Annotated in this window: 15 protein-coding genes; 4 read left to right on the top strand and 11 right to left on the bottom strand. The window is 62.3% G+C overall.

What is annotated here, in order from left to right; genetic code table 11:
* Nucleotide 1 precedes the first annotated feature (1 nt).
* A complete protein-coding gene (locus tag JQ629_RS08655; RefSeq protein ID WP_212412297.1) occupies nt 2-2,065 on the top strand; it encodes a hypothetical protein in 2,064 nt (687 codons plus the stop codon).
* A gap of 18 nt (nt 2,066-2,083) precedes the next feature.
* Here the strand turns inward: JQ629_RS08655 and zigA are convergent, their stop codons facing one another.
* Nucleotides 2,084-3,292, bottom strand: coding sequence for a zinc metallochaperone GTPase ZigA (gene zigA, locus JQ629_RS08650; protein ID WP_212412296.1), 1,209 nt, complete (start codon nt 3,290-3,292; stop codon nt 2,084-2,086).
* A 318-nt stretch (nt 3,293-3,610) separates the two neighbouring features.
* Between zigA and JQ629_RS08645 the strand changes: the two genes are divergently transcribed.
* A complete protein-coding gene (locus JQ629_RS08645; protein ID WP_212412295.1) occupies nt 3,611-4,021 on the top strand; it encodes a DUF2946 domain-containing protein in 411 nt (136 codons plus the stop codon).
* 107 nt (nt 4,022-4,128) lie between these two features.
* A complete protein-coding gene (locus tag JQ629_RS08640; RefSeq protein ID WP_212412294.1) occupies nt 4,129-6,507 on the top strand; it encodes a TonB-dependent receptor in 2,379 nt (792 codons plus the stop codon).
* A gap of 82 nt (nt 6,508-6,589) precedes the next feature.
* Here JQ629_RS08640 and JQ629_RS08635 read toward each other — a convergent pair whose 3' ends face one another.
* The 8 genes from JQ629_RS08635 to JQ629_RS08600 all read right to left on the bottom strand — a co-directional run bounded on the left by JQ629_RS08635 (nt 6,590) and on the right by JQ629_RS08600 (nt 17,126).
* Nucleotides 6,590-8,149 (bottom strand): AMP-binding protein, encoded by a 1,560-nt coding sequence (locus JQ629_RS08635; RefSeq protein ID WP_212412293.1) that lies wholly within the window; start codon nt 8,147-8,149, stop codon nt 6,590-6,592.
* Nucleotides 8,150-8,219: 70 nt separating this feature from the next.
* The gene (locus JQ629_RS08630; RefSeq protein WP_212412292.1) at nt 8,220-11,564 is read right to left on the bottom strand and encodes an acetyl-CoA carboxylase family protein; all 3,345 of its coding nucleotides are present in this window, start codon (nt 11,562-11,564) and stop codon (nt 8,220-8,222) included.
* Nucleotides 11,565-11,646: 82 nt separating this feature from the next.
* Nucleotides 11,647-12,861, bottom strand: coding sequence for an ABC transporter substrate-binding protein (locus JQ629_RS08625; protein WP_312010942.1), 1,215 nt, complete (start codon nt 12,859-12,861; stop codon nt 11,647-11,649).
* Between the two features lie 99 nt (nt 12,862-12,960).
* Entirely contained in the window at nt 12,961-13,662 is a 702-nt protein-coding gene (locus JQ629_RS08620; RefSeq protein WP_212412291.1) for a TetR/AcrR family transcriptional regulator, read from the bottom strand.
* Between the two features lie 195 nt (nt 13,663-13,857).
* Nucleotides 13,858-14,370 (bottom strand): GNAT family N-acetyltransferase, encoded by a 513-nt coding sequence (locus tag JQ629_RS08615; protein WP_212387610.1) that lies wholly within the window; start codon nt 14,368-14,370, stop codon nt 13,858-13,860.
* A gap of 68 nt (nt 14,371-14,438) precedes the next feature.
* A complete protein-coding gene (locus tag JQ629_RS08610; RefSeq protein WP_212412290.1) occupies nt 14,439-15,374 on the bottom strand; it encodes a glycosyltransferase family 2 protein in 936 nt (311 codons plus the stop codon).
* Nucleotides 15,371-16,561 carry a hypothetical protein gene (locus tag JQ629_RS08605; protein WP_212412289.1) on the bottom strand — a complete coding sequence of 397 codons (1,191 nt, stop codon included), beginning with the start codon at nt 16,559-16,561 and terminating at the stop codon, nt 15,371-15,373. The genes JQ629_RS08610 and JQ629_RS08605 overlap by 4 nt, the downstream gene beginning before the upstream one ends.
* Before the next feature lie 76 nt (nt 16,562-16,637).
* Complete coding sequence (locus tag JQ629_RS08600) at nt 16,638-17,126, bottom strand: NUDIX domain-containing protein (protein WP_349631231.1); 489 nt, start codon at nt 17,124-17,126, stop codon at nt 16,638-16,640.
* 103 nt (nt 17,127-17,229) lie between these two features.
* Here JQ629_RS08600 and JQ629_RS08595 point away from each other — a divergent pair, with 103 nt between their 5' ends.
* A complete protein-coding gene (locus tag JQ629_RS08595; protein WP_212412288.1) occupies nt 17,230-18,117 on the top strand; it encodes a metallophosphoesterase family protein in 888 nt (295 codons plus the stop codon).
* Between the two features lie 15 nt (nt 18,118-18,132).
* Here JQ629_RS08595 and JQ629_RS08590 read toward each other — a convergent pair whose 3' ends face one another.
* Both JQ629_RS08590 and JQ629_RS08585 read right to left on the bottom strand, forming a co-directional pair.
* Nucleotides 18,133-18,858 (bottom strand): glycine-rich domain-containing protein, encoded by a 726-nt coding sequence (locus JQ629_RS08590; protein ID WP_212412287.1) that lies wholly within the window; start codon nt 18,856-18,858, stop codon nt 18,133-18,135.
* 22 nt (nt 18,859-18,880) lie between these two features.
* Nucleotides 18,881-19,432: a hypothetical protein gene (locus JQ629_RS08585; RefSeq protein ID WP_212412286.1), complete on the bottom strand. Its 552-nt coding sequence runs from the start codon at nt 19,430-19,432 to the stop codon at nt 18,881-18,883.
* Nucleotides 19,433-19,579: the final 147 nt, after the last annotated feature.

Here is a 19,579-nt window from a genome sequence, read left to right as displayed (position 1 = left end):
CATGCAGTACGGCATCGCGTTCACCCCCCTCGTCCCCACCCTCGTGCTGTGGATCGCGCTGGCCGCGATCGTCGCGATCTCTGTGCTGCTGCTGATCGGCCGTGCGCGGGGCGCTGCGGTGCGCGTCACCGCGCTGGCGCTGATCTTGCTCGCGCTCGCCAACCCTTCTTTCACGCGCGAAGACCGCGAGCCGTTGTCGTCGGTCGCCGCCGTGGTCATCGACAAGAGCCCGAGCCAGAATTTCGGCACCCGCAATGAGGAGACGGCGAAGGCGCAGGAGGCCCTGGTCGACAGCCTCAAGAAGGTCAAGGGACTGGAAGTGCGTGTCGTCGATGCCGGACAGGCCGATGGCGAGACCGACGGTACCAAGCTGTTCGGCGCGTTGTCGTCGGCGCTGGCGGATGTTCCCGTCGACCGCGTCGCCGGCGCCTTCCTGATCACCGACGGCCGCGTCCACGACATTCCCGCCAACGCCGCGGCGTTGGGCTTCCAGGCGCCGGTGCATGCGCTGGTCACCGGCCGCAAGGACGAGCGCGACCGCCGCGTCGCGATTTCTGCTGCGCCAAGATTTGGCATCGTCGGCCAGCCCCAGACCATCACCTACCGGCTGGACGACCAGGGCGTCACCGGCCAGCGCGCCAGGATCGTGGTCCGCCGCGACGGCGAGGTAATCAACGAACGCACGTTGCAGAGCGGCCAGACCGCCAATGTCGAGATCGACATCAAGCATGCCGGGCCCAATATCGTCGAGATCGAGGCCTCGCCGCTGGAAAACGAGCTGACGCTGGTCAACAACCGCGCCGTGGTCGCGATCGACGGCGTGCGCGACAAACTGCGGGTGCTGCTGGTATCGGGCGAGCCGCATTCCGGCGAACGCACCTGGCGCAACCTTTTGAAGTCCGACGCCAGCGTCGACCTCGTGCACTTCACCATTCTGCGCCCGCCGGAGAAGCAGGACGGTACGCCGATCAACGAGCTGTCGCTGATCGCATTCCCGACCCGCGAACTGTTCCAGCAGAAGATCAACGAATTCCAGCTGATCATCTTCGACCGCTACGCCCGCCAGGGCGTGCTGCCGATTCCCTATTTCGAGAATATGGCGCGCTACGTGCGGGCCGGCGGCGCAGTGCTGGTGTCCGCAGGGCCGGACTACGCCTCGACCAGCAGCATCTGGCGCACGCCTTTGGATTCGGTGCTGCCGGCCGAACCCGTCGGCGTCTCCGAGAAGCCGTTTTATGCGCGTCTGAGCGACATCGGTAAGCGTCATCCGGTCACGCGCGGCCTCGAAGGCTCCGCCAACGAACCGCCGCGCTGGAGCCGGTTCTTCCGCACCGTGGAGACGCGCAACGCCATCACGCCGCCGGTCATGACCGGCGCCGACGGCAAGCCGCTGCTGCTGCTGTCGCGCTTCGGCGAGGGCCGCGTCGCGCTGCTGCTGTCTGACCATATCTGGCTGTGGGCGCGCGGCTATGAAGGCGGCGGCCCGCATCTCGATCTGTTGCGGCGGATGTCGCATTGGCTGATGAAGCAGCCTGATCTGGATGAAGAGGCACTGCGCCTGCAGATCCAGGGCAAGGATCTCGTGGTGTTGCGGCAGACCATGGCCGACAACGTCGCACCCGTAACGGTGACATCGCCGAGCGGCGCCACGCGCGAATTGACGCTGAGCGCGAGCGATCCCGGCACCTGGCGTTCGACCATACCGGCGAGCGAACTCGGCCTGTGGCAGGCGACCGACGGCACGCTGAAGGCGCTGATCAATGTCGGGCCGACCAACCCGAGGGAATTTTCCGAAGTCACTTCGACGGTTGAAATGCTCAAGCCGCTGGCGCAAGCGACCGGCGGCGACGCGCGACGCGTGGTCGACGGGTCAAGCATCGACCTGCCCCGCATCGTGCCGGTGCGCTCCACCAGCATCTTCCGCGGCGACGGCTGGATGGGCGTGAAGATGCGCGACGCCAGCGTCGTCAAGGGCGTCGGCGTGCTGCCGATGTTCGCGGGCCTGATCGGCCTGCTGCTGCTGCTCGGCGCCTTCGCCGCCACCTGGGTCCGCGAGGGGCGCTAGAAGCAACGCGCCGAATGGCTAGGCGGCCTCATCGGCGCGCCGCCATCCGGGGAACGGATCGGGCAGGCTAGCCCATTCCTCGATGTGCATGCCGGACTTTCCCGGAACAAGACAAGCGTCGAGGCGCGCCGTGATGGCGTCCTCGTCCATGGCGGTGCCGATGAACACGATCTCCTGCCGGCGATCGCCGTACAATTCGTTCCAGTTCTTCTTGAGCGATTGCCGCCAGAACGGATCATCCGGCCAGCGGTCGGCAGGGACATTGGCCCACCAAAAGCCCAGACCTTCCGTTCGGACAATCGCGCCAGCCTGACTCAATTCACCCAGCCATTGCGGACGCGTCGCGATCCAGAAATGCCCCTTGGCGCGGATGACTCCGGCCCAGCTTTCCCTCAGAAATTGATGGAATTTCACGGGATCGAACGGTCGACGCGCCCGATAGACAAAGCTGCCGACGCCGTATTGTTCTGTCTCCGGCGTATGGTTGGCGAAGCCGTATAGTTCCTTGAACCACAGCGGATGCTGCTGCGCCCGCTCAAAATCAAAACGACCGGTATTGAGAATGCGCTCGAACGGCGCGTTGGAGAAATCGGTCTCCACGATGTCGGCGGCGGGATTCAGCGCGCGAATGATTTTGCGGGCGGCCTCCAACTGGTCACTGGAAGCATCGCCGATCTTGTTGAGCACCACCACGTCAGCGAATTCGATCTGCTCGACCAGCAGATCCACCATCGTTCGCTTGTCATCAGCGCCGAGCGATTCACCGCGATCCCTGATGAAGTCGGTCGAGGAATAGTCCCGCAGCAAGTTTACGGCATCGACCACGGTTACCATGGTGTCGAGTATTGCCACGTCGGAAAGACTGTCGCCCTCCTCGGTCCGGAAATCGAACGTCGCCGCAACTGGAAGCGGTTCGGAAATGCCGGTCGATTCGATCAGGAGGTAGTCGAACCGATCGCTTTCGGCGAGCCCGCGAATTTCCTTCAAGAGATCGTCGCGCAGGGTACAGCAAATGCACCCGTTGGTCATTTCGACCAGCTTTTCATCCGTCCGCGACAGGTTCGCACCGCCATCGCGGACCAGGTCGGCGTCGATGTTGACCTCGCTCATGTCGTTCACAATCACCGCCACTTTCAGGCCGCGACGGTTGTTCAGCACGTGGTTTAGCAAAGTTGTCTTTCCAGACCCGAGGAAGCCGGACAAGACGGTGACGGGGAGTTTTCGCATCGAGGTCAAAGAGCCTGTTCAGTTCACGGAATCCCAAACGAGGACGGCGAGGCATGGACGATCCGCATCAATGTAATGTTATAACATAACAATCTGAACGCGGTTCGGCTGTCAACCGGGAAAATTGAGGGACGCCAAGGTCCGCCCAATCGACGATGATCAGCTCGACCCGCATACCGTTGCGTAAATCACACACACTCCCCGAATTGCGTCGGCACTTGGACCGAGCACGGTTGACCCCGCAGACCACCGCTGATGTTATAATATTACATTGGACGGGACACCCTGGCCGCTCCAGGGGACAAGGCCTCCATCGTCGTGAAGTGGTTCCGGAATAACGTCAAACACGGCTCGCGGCTGGCGCTGCTCGCGCTCGCGATCCAGTTTGCGCTGTCGTTCGGGCACTACCACCCGGTTGCGGCCGCGCCTGCGATCGCGTCCAGCCTGACGCAGGTGGATCTCGATCATGCGCAGATCCCCGCCGTACCGGAGGCGGCAGGCCAAGCCGCCCAGACGCAGCCACCGTCCAGTCACGACACCGATCATCCGGCTGAGGCCTGCGCGATCTGCGCCGTCATTTCGCTGGCCAACAACCTCGTATTCTCGGCACCGCCGCTGTTGCTGCTGCCGCAGGCCATCGAACTTCTGTACCTGACGACCGACGCCGAATTTGCGCATCTGAATTCGGTCCGCTCGCCGTTCCAGTCCCGCGCCCCTCCCGCCTCCTGACATCGATTGACTGATGCGCCCGAAGGGGATCGCCGCGTGACACGTGGCCGATCCGCCAAGGGATAATCGAATCGATCCGTCGCTTGACGGAATCAGGATCGGGACAAATGACATTCACTAAAAGACGAGCGTTCCACATCGGTGGCGCAAGCTGGCTATTCCTTTGTGCGGTCGGCAACGGCGCGATGGCCCAGGACGCGGCTTCGCCATCCTCCTCGACACAACTGCCGGAAATCACCGTGACGGCGCCAAGCCCGATCGTGCGGAGAAACGTGACCCCGGCGCGAAAGCCGGCGCGCGTCGCCCGCGGCGTGCCCGGCCGCAATCGCGAACGCGATAACGAGCCGCAACCGGTCCCCGTCGCCGCCGCGCCTCAACAGGGCGTGCTGCCTGTCGTGACCGACCAGTTCGCAACCGTCACCGTCATGCCCAACGAGGAAATCCGCCGGCAGGGCGGTGGCACGCTCGGCGATCTCTTGTTCTCCAAGCCAGGGATCACCGGCTCGAGCTTTGCACCCGGAGCGTCCAGCCGGCCGATCATCAGGGGCCTCGACGTCAATCGCGTCGGCATCGTCGAGAACGGCATCGGCAGCAACGGCGCGTCGGACCTCGGCGAAGATCACTTCGTGCCGATCGATCCGCTTTCGACCAATCAGATCGAGGTCATCCGCGGTCCGGCAACCCTGCGTTACGGGTCCACGGCGATCGGCGGCGTTGTCAGCGCCACCAACAACCGCATTCCGGACGCCTTGCCCACCTGCGCGGCACCCCCGTTTCAGACCTATGGGCTTCCGGTGAAGGCCCCGCTCGCCAATGCCGCATCGCCGGGGTGCCTGAACGTCGAGACCCGCACCGCGGTCAATTCGGTCGATCGCGGCGTCGAAGGCGGCATTCTGCTCGACGCCGGCGGCGGCAATTTCGCCATTCATGCTGACGCCTACGGACGAAAGTCGGGCGATTACAGCATTCCGAGCTATCCCTATCTTTTCGACCAGACCCGGCCGGTCGATGGACGCCAGCCGAATTCCTCGGCGCAGGCCACCGGCGCATCGATCGGCGGTTCGTATTTCTTCCATGGCGGCTTCATCGGCGCGGCCGTCACGCAGAACGACACGCTCTATCGCATACCTGGCATCGACGGCGCCGATCACCAGACGCGGATCGACGCGCGTCAAACCAAATTCACGACCAAGGGCGAATACCGGCCGGACGCGGCGGCAATCGATGCGGTGCGTTTCTGGGCGGGCGCCACCGACTATAAGCACAATGAGATCGGCCTCGCCGACCCCGCCGACCTGACGACGCTGGGCGTGCGCCAGACCTTCACCAACAAGGAGCAGGAAGGCCGCGTCGAGGTACAGTTGGCACCGTTCAACGTCCGCTTCGCCGCCCTCACCACGGCTGTCGGCATCCAGGCGTCGCATCAGGAACTCACAGCACCGAGCCCGGATGATATCGGCAGTCCAGTGAACGGCTTGTGGGATCCCAACAAGAACACCAAGGTCGCCGGATACATCTTCAACGAGCTGAAATTCAGCGATGCGACAAAGGCGCAGATTGCCGGGCGTATCGAGCACGCCAACCTGACTGGAACGACGCCGGCTTTCATTCCCGATGAGTTCGACCTCAACGTCGATCCCGGTGCCATTGGCCCCGCCACGCCGCGCAACCTCAACTTCGCCCCGAAGAGCGGGAGTATCGGCCTGATCCAGAATCTTCCATGGAATCTGGTTGCGAGCATCACCGGCCAATATGTCGAGCGCGCCCCCAAACCCGCCGAGCTGTTTTCACGCGGCGGTCACGATGCGACCGTCACATTCGATATCGGCAATCCCAATCTGGGTATCGAGACCGCGAAATCCGTCGAAGTCGGTCTGCGACGGGCAACAGGCCCCCTGCGATTTGAAATCACCGGCTATTACACCAAGTTCAACGGCTTCATCTATCGGCGGCTGACCGGCAACACGTGCGAAGACGGTGTGTGCCAGGCGGGCCCGGGCCTCGAACTCAACCAGGCGATCTACTCCCAGCGCGACGCCACCTTCCGCGGCGGCGAATTCCAGTTTCAGTACGATGTGCTGCCGGTCTGGAACGGGCTGTTCGGAATCGAGGGACAATACGATATTGTCCGCGCGACCTTCGAGGACGGGACCAACGTACCGCGTATTCCGCCGCAGCGGCTCGGCGGCGGCCTGTTCTATCGCGACGCCAATTGGTTGATGCGGGTCAATCTGCTGCACGCCTTCGCGCAGAACGATATCGCCGTGATCGGCGAGACGCCGACGGCGGGATATAATCTGTTGAAGGCCGAGGTCAGTTACAGGACCAAGCTCGATGCGTCCTGGTTCGGCGCGCGGGAAATGACGGTTGGCCTGGTCGGCAACAACCTGTTGAACGAAAACATCCGCAACTCGGTGTCCTACTCCAAGGACGAAGTCCTGATGCCGGGCATCGGGGTGCGGGCGTTTGCGAATTTGAAGTTTTAGTCTGGCCGCCGAAACGGGAAGCGAAGCAGCTCAGGATGTGAAATCCGGGCTGCGCCCAACCCGAGAACGAACAACCGGCCCCTCACGCAAGAATGCTGCGCTTGATACGAACGCCTGCGGCCTCGCGATCCCACGTGTCGGGCGTCACTCCTTCGCGCCGGAGCGTGTGTTTTTCGACCTTGGCCGTCGGTGTCTTGGGCAGCGCATCGACAACCCGCACATAACGCGGCACCATGAAATGTGAGGCGCGTTGCTCCATGAACGAGACCAGGACCTCCGGATCGATCGTCGTTCCCGGCTTCGGCACAACGACCACGAGAACGTCTTCCTCGCTCACCTCGTTCGGTACACCGACTGCCGCGACCTCGAGCACCGAAGGAAATGATGCAACTTCGCACTCGACCTCGAAGGACGAAATGTTCTCGCCGCGGCGGCGAATGGCATCCTTGACGCGATCGACAAAAAAGTAGTTGCCGTCGGCATCGACGCGAAATGCGTCTCCGGTATGAAACCAGCCATTGCGCCAGGCTTTCGCGGTGGCCTCGGGCATCTTGTAGTAGCCACTGAACATCGTCCACGGGCAATCGGTGCGCAGCACGAGTTCTCCAACCTGGCCGACCGGGACCTCGCAGTCATTTTCGTCGACAATCCGAGCCTCGACGCCGCTGCGCAGCCTGCCGCAAGTCCCGCGCAAGGTCGGATTGAGTTCCGACCGGATAGCAGTGGAGATCTCACTCATGTTGAAAACGGTATACACGTCGACTCCAAACCGCTCCGCAAAAGCTTGCGAGTCGTCGCCCATTGGAAGCAACATGACGCGGCGCAGCGTATGATCGCGGTCCGCCGCAGCCGGTGGCTTCCCCATCAAAAAACCGGCCATGGCGCCGACCAGAACACACGCCGTGGCTTTGAGTTTCTTGCATGTTTGGAGAAACGTATCGGTTTGGAATAGCGACAGAAACGCGATCGACGAGCCGCGTGCAAGCGCGCCATAGGCGAACAGGGTTCCACCGACGTGGAAGAACGGCAGGTTGATGATGTAGCGGTCGTCGGCACCAAGGCCCTCCATGCATTCGCGCCCCATCACGCAAAGCTGCAAAAAAGACGACATGACCGCCTTGGAGGGTCCGGTTGTGCCCGACGTGTAGCAGATCGCCTGCCAGCTCCACGGTTCCAATCCGGAGACCGGCAAATCGGCAGCGGCTTCCGCCTGCGTCAGGACTTCGTACGGCAGCAGATCGATCCCGGCCTCTCGAAACCGCGCGCCATCGCTTGCGATCTTCTCTGCTGCGGTCACGACGGTCTTCAGACGGCCACGGCGGGAAATGTCTAGCAGACGATCTGCAAGGTCGGGATGGCAGATCATGATTTCGGCGTCGGAATTATCGATCACATGCTCGAGCAACGCGCCTTTGTAGCCCGTATTGATGGCAACATAGACCGCGCCGACATAGCTGGTGGCAAACCAGCTTCCAAGGCAAAGCTTGTTGTTGGGAAGCCAGATGACGACCTTGTCTTCGCGCTTGACGCCGATGTTTCTCAGGCCATTGCCGATCCGCCTGGCGATCTCCTGGGTGCGTTGATACGACCACGCCTCTTCATCCTCAAACACGACAAATACCCCGTCCGGGGTATTCCGCACGCGATCCTCAAGCATGTACGGAAGGACGCACGCCTCCCTCGAAGGCATGCGTGGATCATACCGCACATTGTCATGCTGCATGGAAGCCTCCTCCATCTAGATAATCACCCGTTTCGACCGGGCCTGGCCTGGACCGGCCCCGAAAATCGATCGTTTTCAGACCGCGCATGATCCACAGACGCGTTTCGGAAGGATCGATAACAGCATCGATTTCCAACGTGGAAGCCATGTTGACGGCTTTGCCATGCTCATGGAACTGCGCGAGTTTCTCCTCGAAAAAGCTTTGCCGTTGTTTGGGATCGGCAATGGCTTCAAGCTCCTTGCGATAGCCGAGGCGGACCGAGCCTTCCGGTCCCATTCCGCCAAATTCACCCGTCGGCCATGAAGCGTTCAAGACCGGCGCATGGAAACAGCCGGCGGCCATGGCTTGCGCCCCAAGACCATAAGCCTTGCGCAGAATGATGGTCAAAACCGGAACGCGAAGCCGTGCGGCGGCGAGATACATGGCGCAGGAGGCGCGAACCTGACCTTGCTCTTCGGTCTCAGGACCGACCATGAAGCCCGGTGTGTCGCACAGCGTGAGCAGTGGCAGGCCGATCGAATTGCACAGATCCATGAAACGGGTTGCTTTTTGAGCCGCCTCGACATCGATGGCGCCACCCAGATGCGTGGCATTGTTCGCCATCACCCCAAGCGCACGGCCTTCGATCCGTATCAGAGCGGTTACAATTCCCTGGCCAAAACCGCGGCCGAGTTCGAGGACGGATTCCACGTCGGCCAGCACCTCGATGCCCGCTCGAATGTCATAGGTGCGCCTGCGATTTTCGGGGATGAGATGACGGAGGTGGCGTTGATCGGGGCAGCTCCACTCCGCGAGATCTCCTTGCGTGTAAGACAGGTAGCGCTTTGCGAGCGCGACTGCTTCCACCTCGGTCTCGGCTATCAGATCGATGCCGCCGTTTCGGCTCTGGACCGCGGTTCCCCCGATCTCTTCCGGCTTATAGACACCCAGGCCGCCGCCCTCGATCATCGCAGGTCCACCCATGCCGAGATTGGCATCCTTGGTGGCAATAATCACGTCGCAGCAGCCCACCAGCGCGGCGTTGCCCGCAAAGCAGCGCCCGGAGACAATTCCCACCAGCGGCACTGTCCCGCTCAATCTTGCAAATCTTGCGAAGCTTGGTGTGTCGAGACCATGCGCGGACAAGCCGTCGGTCTCTCCCGGACGACCTCCGCCACCTTCGCCGAAGACCACAATCGGAATTTTCCACCTTCCCGCAAGCTCGAACAACCGATCCTTCTTCTTGTGGTTCATCCAGCCTTGCGTGCCGGCGAACACAGTAAAGTCATAGGACATCACCAGGCAGCGTGCTCGGGTCTCGCCAAACGACGCGGCATTCACGGTGCCCAGACCCGCGACCAGACCGTCCGCCGGGCTGAGTTCGATCAACTGATCCATGGTTCGCCGCTGCCGCTGGGCGGCCACGGCGAGCGCACCATATTCAACGAAGCTGCCGGGATCGCAGAGGTCGTCGACGTTTTCGCGCGCGGTGCGCTGGCCGCGGCGACGACGCCGTGCGACCGCTGCGGGGCGCGCGGCATCGAGACCCGCAGCATGGCGTTCGATCACGGTCGCAAGATCCGGACGAATGGCATCGAGATCAACCGAAGCGCTTTCTGCCTTCCCCACGACATCGTCGAATTCGACAGGATCGAGATAGAGGAGCGGCGCGCCGGCCGAGACCGTTACGCCGACCTCGGCGGTGATTGCGCGCACGCGGCCGCCGACGGCCGAAGCGACGAGATGCTCCATTTTCATGGCCTCGACCACGGCGACGTGGTGACCCGGCCGCACCAGATCGCCCAGGGCGACATGCAAGGCCGAAACCGTGCCCTGAATGGGCGTCGCAATCGACAAGCCGTCCTCCGGGAGAAGAACGGGCACATCCTGCAGTCCGGCTTCGCCCTGCGCGTGGCCAATCCGCCCGTCTTCCTTCGCCATCAACGCGCGCTCGCACGAAACGGCGACGAGAATCTCGCGCAAATGCTCTTCAACGTAACGCGTATCGACCTGGTTTTGCGCGACCGCGTCCGTCGCAAGCAGCGCGCGCAGAAACGGCAGATTTGTCGTTACGCCACCGATCGTGAATTCGCCGAGTACGCGTCGGCAGCGCGAGATGACGGCGGAATAATCCGGCGTCGGCGCGTGGACGATGATCTTGGCGATGAGAGAATCAAACAGGCTGCTGATTCGATAACCCGAATGTACGGCGGTATCGACGCGAACCCCCGGACCGGTGGGCGGTTCGAACTGCACGATCGTTCCGGCCGCTGGACGAACGTCTCCGCTCTCGTCCATCTCTTCGGCATTGACGCGCACCTCAACGGCAAATCCTCGCGGAGGGGAGATGTCCTGTTGACGCAATCCGAGTTCCCGCAGCGTCTTCCCTGCCGCAATCTGCAACTGGGCCTGAACGAGGTCGATGCCTGTGATCGCTTCAGTCACGGTATGTTCGACTTGCAGACGCGGATTGGCCTCCATGAAGAAGAATCCGGCCTCGCCCGGCGCGGCATTCGCATCCACCAGGAATTCGAACGTCCCGAGACCACGGTAGGGAAAATGTGCCGCGAGGCGAATCGCAGCCGCGGTAATCCTCCCGCGAAGCGCGGTATCGAGCGTCGGGCTCGGCGCGATCTCGATCAGCTTTTGATTGCGCCGTTGCAGGCTGCATTCACGTTCGAAGACATGAGCGACATCCGTGCCGTCTCCGACGATCTGCACTTCGATATGTCTGGCAGGGCGAACCACCCGCTCGACATAGAGGTCGCCGTTTTCAAAGGCCTTCGATGCTTCGGTCTGGCACTGATTGAACGCGGCGGCGACGTCGTCATCTCTTCCGACGACCCTCATCCCGCGGCCACCGCCCCCGGCGATCGCCTTGATCATGGCGCTCTGCCCCTCAGGCAGCGCGCGCACGAAATCGATGACTTCAGCGAGGCTTGTTGCGGCGAACGTCCCCGCCACCAGCGGCACATCGAGCGACCTGGCCAGCGCGCGGGCCCGCGCCTTGTCCCCCAGTTCCTCCAGCGTGGCCGGATCGGGACCCACAAAAACCAGGCCGTTGCGCTGACAGGCCCGGGCGAAATCGGCGCTCTCGCTCAGGAAGCCGTACCCCGGATGAACCGCGTCGCAACCCGATTGCAGGGCCGCCGCAACGAGCCCATCCTGGTCAAGATACGCACGCGCTCCTCTGCCTTCGAGCCGAACAACGTCGTCCGAAAAGCGCCGGCGAGACGATTTCTCGTCGGCGTCGCAATAGGCCCAGACGGTCCGGATGCCGAGATCTGCCGCAGCGCGCGCGATACGAACGGCGATCTCGCCGCGATTGGCTATCAAAAGTGCCGAAATCGTCATTCGTCCGCCTTACCGCCGGAAACAGCGATCGACGTCGCGATGCAGAGTTCCGACACTCTGCATCCTTCATCAATCGCGAGCTTCATTTCTTTGCTTGCGCTTCTTTCACGCTCGGACATTCGCTTTCCGAAAGCGGACGAAAAGCTTCATCGCCGCTCAAACTCTGAACCTTCTTCATGAGATCCCACGCCCCGGTGGACTCTTCCGGCTTCTTGACCTCAAACAGGTAGAAGTCCCGGAGAACGCGACCATCCTCGCGGATGCGGCCATTTTTCGTCATAAAGTCGTTGATGGGAGTCTCGCGCATCTTGGCCGCGACTTTCTGGGAATCAGTCGTTCCAGCCGCCTTTACCGCCGTGAGATAGTGCCACACCGCACTGTAGGCACCTGCCTGCATGCTGTTTGGCATCGCCTTGCGGGTAACAAAAAAGCGCTTCCCGAATTCGCGGGTCGCATCGTCCATATCCCAATAGAAAGCTTCCGATAGCAGCAGCCCCTGGGTTGTCTTCAGACCAAGCGCATGTATGTCGGTGGCGAAGGAGACAAAGGCCGCAAGATGTTGGCCACCCTGCGCAACTTGAAATTCGCCGGCCTGCTTGATGAAATTGACGAGATCCTGCCCTGCGATCGCCAGCATGACCGCCTTTGCACGGGACGCCTGGGCCTGGAGGATGAAGGAGCCGAAGTCCGAACTGTTTAGCGGCACCCGCACACTGCCGAGGATTTTGCCGCCGACGGCTTCTGCGAACCGAGTGCCGTCCCGCGCCAGCGCCGCACCGAAGGCATAATCGGCAACAACGAAGAACAACGTATCGGCTCCCGACTTGACGGTCGCTCCACCGACGGTTTTCGCCAATGCGTAGGTATCGTAGACCCAATGAAACGATGTTGGTGTGCAAGCCTTGCCGGTGAGCTCGCTCGACCCGCCGCTTGTCACGATGTCGATCTTGCCCTTCGAACTGGCGACGCCGCGGGCTGCAAGTGCGACCGCCGTATTGCCTAGTCCGGTAATCATCTCGACGTCATCAAGGTCGAGCCATCGCCTCACAATCGTCGAGGCAACGTCGGCTTTGTTCTGATGGTCCGCTGAAAGAATTTCTACCTTTCGTCCCAACACCGGTCCGAAATCGTTGGCCGCCATTTGCGCGGCCGCCACCGTACCCGGCCCCGTGACATCAGCAAAAACACCGGACAAATCTTCAAGGACACCGATGCGTATCGGCTTCTCTTGCGCATCCGCGGCCAAAGGCACGAGCGCCATCCAGAGACCGATGCTCAGGGATCTTAGTACACGCAATTGCTCCTCCCGCTCCCAGCTATATACCCAATTTATTGTTTTTATACCCACGGGTATAACTCGAGTAGTTGCAGCTGGCAAGGCCGCCGAGGCGGTTTCTCAGGGAGTTTCGTGCAGGCCGCGTGGGCGAGGGTCAGTTGCCCCCAGCATCGCCATCGCAAGGTCGACAATCGCCTTGGTCACTTCCTCAGCCGGCTTCGGACCTTCGGACGAATACCAGTTGAACAGCCAGGTACCCAGTCCAGTAAGGCTCTGACCCGTTATACCCGCGTCGATGAAGTGGAATTCACCAGTTCGTCGCCCCTCTTCGAGCAACGCACTCAACACCACGTGAAAGCGCCGGCGCCTATCACGGAACTCTGCTTGAACCTTGGTCGGGAGATGCCCGGCTTCACGAAACATGACCGCGATATATTTGCGCTCGTCGATAACTCGGAGGGCAAATGCGCGCATGAACCATTGCATGCGGGTAGTCGGCGAGTCCGGTTTTCGAAGGGCCTCTTCCGCAAGCGCGCGCGCAAAGTCAGTCGTGCGACTGCAAACCTCGGCAAGAATGTCGAGCTTGCTCGGAAAATAATAGTAGATAAACGGCTTGGTCACCGAGAGTGCTGCCGCGATGTCGTCGATCTTGGTGGGACCGTATCCTTTTGAATAGAACAATTCACAGGCAGCGTCGAGAATCAGTTCCTTCTTGTATTCCAGGATGATCTTCTTGGCCCCGGGCCTGCTCTCGGCAGTCGGTCGTTTGCCTGCCGTGACAGAAGGCTTGGACTTGGCGCGCGTTCGGAGTGGTCTCGGCATGCTCGACCCATAACGCTTTTGCTTCGACAATGCGATAGTGACTTGCGGAGGTATGAGAATCGATCCCGCGCCTCGCTTCTGGGTGCTCAAGCGCGCAGGATGACTATGAGCCCTCCGGTCGGAATTGGCGCCGAACGGGTTTGGACGTTGGGATGCGCGGCTCCAGTCTGGACATCCCGCTGGAGCAGGGCGAGATCAGCGCGCCTTGCTCCAGTCCGGGCGAATGGCACCGGAGACGCCATCGAAGGCGCCGTCGACGAGTTCGGCGACCAGGAGGCGGCTGTAATCGACCGGGCCGGGCATCGTCGCCTGCCCCTTCGGCACGGCCTTGAAACCGACACGGCTGTAATAGGCCTCGTCGCCGACCAGAATAACCAGGCGATGGCCCTTTGCCTTGGCATCCGCAAGCGCGCGATCGAGCAGCATGCGTCCGACGCCGCGGCTTCGAAATGGCGGCTCGACCGTCAACGGCCCGAGCATCAAGGCGGGGGTATCGCCGATGCAAACCGGCAACTGGCGCACCGACCCGACCATCAGCGTACCGATCCGTGCCGTGAACGACAGATCGAGCAGATGATCGACGTGCTCGCGCAGCCGGTAGGCACTCAGCACGAAGCGGCCGGGGCCAAAGGTGCGTTCGAGCAGGCGCTCGATCGCCTGCGCGTCCTTTGGCGTTTCGGGCAATATGGTGACGGAAAGTTCGCTCATGGTAAGGCGCGGAATAGCATCTGGCAGCGGCGCGGTCCATTGCCGCCAGCGCTAAAGCCCGCTTTGCCTCATTTCTTGTTGATCGCCGGTTGCGACAAATAGGCCAGCAGTTTCATCTCGCGGCGGCCGCGCGTCACCGTATCCAGCACCAGCCCCGACGAAACCGACAGCACCGCCATAATCATCAGCCCCATCGACAATACCGCGGTCGGTAGTCGCGGAACGAGACCTTGCTCGAGATAGGTGATGATGACGGGGATCGCGAGGACGACGGAAATCACCATCAGCAACACGCCGATTGCGGTGAAGAACCGCAGCGGCTTTTCCGAGCGATAGAGTTTCAGGATGGTGCCGAGGATGCGGAAACCGTCGCGCCAGGTGTTCAGCTTGCTGAACGACCCCTCGGGCCGGGCGAAATAGGGTGTCTCGATTTCGGCCACCGGCAGCGCCAGTTCGAGCGCATGCACGCTGAGCTCGGTTTCGATCTCGAAGCCGTCCGACAACACCGGAAACGATTTGACGAAGCGGCGCGAGAACACGCGGTAGCCGGAGAGGATATCCTTGAACGCCTGACCGAACACCATCGAAAGGAATCCGGTCAGCATCCAGTTGCCGGTGCGGTGACCGGGCCGGTAGGCGGCGGCCGATTGATCGACGCGAAAGCCAACCACCATGTCGAGGTGTTCGTTGACCAGGGCCTCGATCATGCGTGGGGCGCTGGGGGCGTCGTAGGTCGCGTCGCCGTCGACCAGCACGTAGATGTCGGCGTCGATATCGGCAAACATCCGCCGGATGACATGCCCCTTGCCCTGACGGCGTTCGCTGCGCACCTCTGCGCCGGCCGCCCGCGCGAGTTCGACGGTGCGATCTCTTGAATTGTTGTCATAGACGAAGATTTCGGCCGCCGGCAGTACTCTGCGAAAATCGGCGACCACGGTCGCGACGGCCGCCTCCTCGTTGAAGCACGGCACCAGAACCGCAACCCGCAACGCCGGTGTCGTCATCGCGGACCTGCCGAATCAGGCCTGACCATGGATCGCCGATGCCGCTTCAGGGCTTTTTCCAGTTGAGGAAAGCCCGGCTCGGCGGCGGCCTCGCCGCGCAGATTGAGCGTTGCGAACAGCAGCGTCCACAGCGTGAGCATGTCGATCGGCATGATGTAATAGGGCGTGAAGATCGGATGCGTCATGAAGAAAATCGCGTTCACCACCAGATTGACGGCGAGCAAAATGGCGGCCTGCCTCGCGCCCCCCTGATTGTAGCGCCACAGCCAGGCGGTCCAGACGGCGGCGATCGCCAGCAAGGTGAACTGCACGTCCCTGAAATACTGCCAGAGGACGCTTGCATCCAGCTCCGGCGGCGTGACGTCCTGTCCGCCATAGGTCGTCGTGAAGGGGCTGCCCGCATTGATCGCATTCGCGACCAGCGTCGGCGCCATCCCGATCAGCAAGGCTGCGCCGAATGCCGCCCCTTGCAGGAACGTCTCCCTGTTTCGCGCCAGCAGGAATGCGCCGGCGAGATACAGGCAATAGCCCGCCGACAGGAACAGGTTCGGCAGGCGCAAATTCACGGACAGGCCGATCAGCAGCCCCACCAGCGCGAGCAGCACAAGCCGATGCCGCGATCCATCCTTCAACAGCTTCGCGGTGAGCCAGCCCGCGAGCGCGCAGACCATCATGGTCGGCGCTATCGAATAGCTCGCCTTGGTCGGATTGATCATCAGGTAGATCGCGACATCCCCGAAGACGGCCGCCAATGCGAGCGAATACCACGTTGATGCGCAGCTCAACGCGAGCAGTGCGAAACCGGTTACCACGATCGACGCCAGAACATAGAGCGGGATAACCTGGAAGCCTTCGGGGAACAGCGCCAGCGCAAACCCGGTCCCCGGCGGATATTGAATGACGGTTTTTTTCGTCTTCTCCATCCAGACGTGGCAGGGAGCCCGCGTCGCCACGTTCCACTCGGGATAGCCGATCGCCTTCAGCTTGCTAGCGAGATATTGGTCGTCCTCGCGCTTGATGTCGGTATTGAGCCCGTCCAGGCCGAACAGCTTGAACAGATGCGCCTGCCGCAAATAGCAGATGTCGTCATAGACCCCGCGGCTTTCGCTCCAGCGCGAGATGGTCCAGATGTTGCTCGCCAGCACCACCAGGAAGGCGAAGCCGCAGAGAAGTTTAATCAGTTTCATCCTGTCCGGCCCCGCCTCGACTGCTCCGCTTCTAGGGGCTGTGATGGCGGCACGCAACCGAGCGCGTGCGCAAAAATCAGCGCCAGGTCGCGGTCCGTGCCTTGAAATCCAACACCTCGGCGATCCGAAGGCGCGTACCTCGGGTGGTGTCCGCCGGCAGCGCAGCCGCATCGTAAAACCCGCATTCCACGATTTCGCGGTTGGGCTCCGGCAAGCGGTCCTGCCGGAATTGCCTGACGACATAGACCGCGACATGGTCGCGGGGCGATACGTGGACGTTGAAAAACAGACCATGCAACGCCGGCTCGTCGGTGAGTTCGATCCGCCCCTCCTCCATGAGTTCGCGCCGCAATGCTTCGAGGAACGTCTCGCCGACCTCGACCCCGCCGCCCGGCAGATGCCAGCCGGAGATATAGCTGTGTTTGACCAGAAACACCCTGTTGCTGCCGTCGAGCACGACGCCGCGGACCCCGAGCGTCATGCCGCGGGCGATCCGCCAATAGAGATGCATTACCCGCCGCAGCTGCGGCTCGAAGCGTTTGCGAAGATTCTGCGGAGCGGTCACAAATACCTCAAATGGCGGACATGATGTTTGATCCTTGCGCAGATACCGCCGGCTTGCCAATACATTGCAGGGATTCTGGCAAGGATTCCTGACGAGGTTGTTGATGGCCGCATTCACGCTGGCGCATTTGTCCGATCCGCACCTGCCGCCGCTGCCGGCGGCTCGGCTGCGCGATCTCGCGGGCAAGCGCGCGCTCGGCTATCTCAACTGGACCCGCAACCGCCACAAATACCACCGCCGCGAGGTGCTCGACGCATTGGTCGCCGACATGCAGGTCCAGCAGCCTGACCATATCGCGGTCACCGGCGATCTGGTCAATCTCGCGCTGGAAGCCGAGTTCTCGCCGGCGCAGGCCTGGCTTGAAAGCGTCGGCGCGCCGCAGGAAGTCACGGTGATTCCCGGCAATCACGACGCCTATGTGCGCGCCACCAGGCATCGTTTCGCCGGAACGTTCGGCGACTATCTGCGCGGCGATGCCGGCCCCAACAGCGCGACGTTTCCGTTCGTGCGCCGGCGCGGCCCGCTGGCGCTGATCGGCGTATCCTCGGCAGTGCCGACGCTGCCGCTGATGGCGACCGGCAGGCTCGGGCGGGCCCAACTCGACGAGTTGGATAAAATTCTGGCGCAATTGTCGTCCGAACAGGCATTCCGGGTGCTGCTGGTCCATCACCCCCTGCATTCGGATTCCCGCATCAAGCGGCTGACGGATTCGCGGCAGTTGCGCGCGCTCTTGAAGCGCCATGGCGTGGAACTGGTGCTGCACGGGCACGACCACATCCATTCGACCATGTGGATCGAAGGCACTGACCGCCAGATTCCCGCGATCGGCGTGCCTTCGGCATCGGCGCTGGCGCACCGGCACTATCCCGCTGCGGCCTATAATCTGTTTTCCATCGAGCGCGACGGCGACCACTGGCGCTGCGTGCAGACCGTGCGCGGCTTTGGCGATGACAAGGTCATCCGGCAGTTGGCGCAAGTCAGGTTGTCGTAACCGGTTCAAGCAGGACTAGTCCCCACCACCACCACCGCCGCAACCGCCGCCGCCGCCGCCGTCTCCGCCACCACCCCCATCGCTACCCCCGGCATCGCCGCTACCGTGGCCGCCGTCGCCATCGCCGAAGCCGGACGACGAGCCATCGACCGACGAGTCCGCGAAATCACCACCGCAGTATGCGGTGCCGCTGCCGTTCTTGCGCAACTCCTCGCAGTCGGGATGATAGACAAAGCCGTTGGGGATCTTGAACTTGCTGTCGAGCGCAAATAACAGCGGCAGCCGGCTCGGCCTGACAGGATCGATACTCTCGTACTTGCAGCAGTACCACCAGACCCGCCGCAGGCCCTCGTTGCTCTTGCGATGCTCGCTCAGCACCACCGCCGGGGTGTGATGCAGGAAACCGCCGAACGCGCGGCGGCAAAACGCATCATACTCGCGCGTGTAGAGGATAAACTCGTGCCACAGATCGTCCGCGACTTGCGAGGGCATCGAGACGTAGCGCTTGCCGCTCATGAGATAGGCGAGGAAAAACTGCCGCAGGCCCCGCGAGACCAACGCGCTGTCCTTGCGCTGGAAGCCCGGGTGATGCTGCTCCAGCCGCTGCAGCAGCCCGCGCGGCCAGCGGAAGGTGCGGATATATTCGGCACGCCTCAACGTCAGCCATTTGCCGTACAGGCTCGCGGCGATGACCAGGACGATCACCGCCACGATGGCGTTGCCGATGATGATGGCTGGCACGAGGTCCCCTTCAGGCTCCGCGCTAGAGGTTTCGCAGGCTCGCGAACAGCGCGACGCCGAACAGGGCGGCGGCGCCGAGCAGGAAGCCGAACACGAACATCCCGAGGCCACCACGGCGCTTCGGCGGCTCTTCGGCTGGTGGCTCGACCATCGGGGTCGCCACCATCGCATGCTCGCGCTCGATCATGCGGCGCGCGACATAGTCGGTGACGGCATCGACGATGACGGGCACGTCGTGGGATTCGGCGAGCACGATGCGGCCGAAGCGGGTGTCCTGCACGAAGCGGTAGATGCGCTTGTCGCGTCCCATCAGGATATGCGCGACCACGTCGATCCACAGCCGCGGGGTCTCGCCCTGGCTGACGCCGCGGTCGAACAGATCGACCTTTTCGGGGACCTGCGCGAACAAGGGATCGAGCGCCTCGTTCATAATCTCGAGCCGCGCGACTTCGGCATCGCGCAGTTCGACCACGACGCCGGTGCGGTCGGCGGCCTCGATCCGCGCCTTGCGCAGCGCGTCGCGCAGCCGCGTCGGTTGCGGTTCGGTGATGGCGGTACTCTGAACGTCTGACATCTTGCGGCCCGCCTTTGTCCTGAAGGGTTGGCGGGGGTTAACCTAGCAGTAACCATGTTTTGCGCAAAGCTCGTTTGTTCCCAATGACTTAGGTTTTGGTTGAAAAGCCTTGTTTCGGTTGAAAACGGCCGACGGCCCCACCCGGAG

Source organism: Bradyrhizobium sp. AUGA SZCCT0222 (assembly GCF_018130205.1).
GTDB lineage: Bacteria > Pseudomonadota > Alphaproteobacteria > Rhizobiales > Xanthobacteraceae > Bradyrhizobium.
Note: the sequence above shows the minus strand (reverse complement) of the source record. Positions and strands in the feature narration are given on the sequence as shown.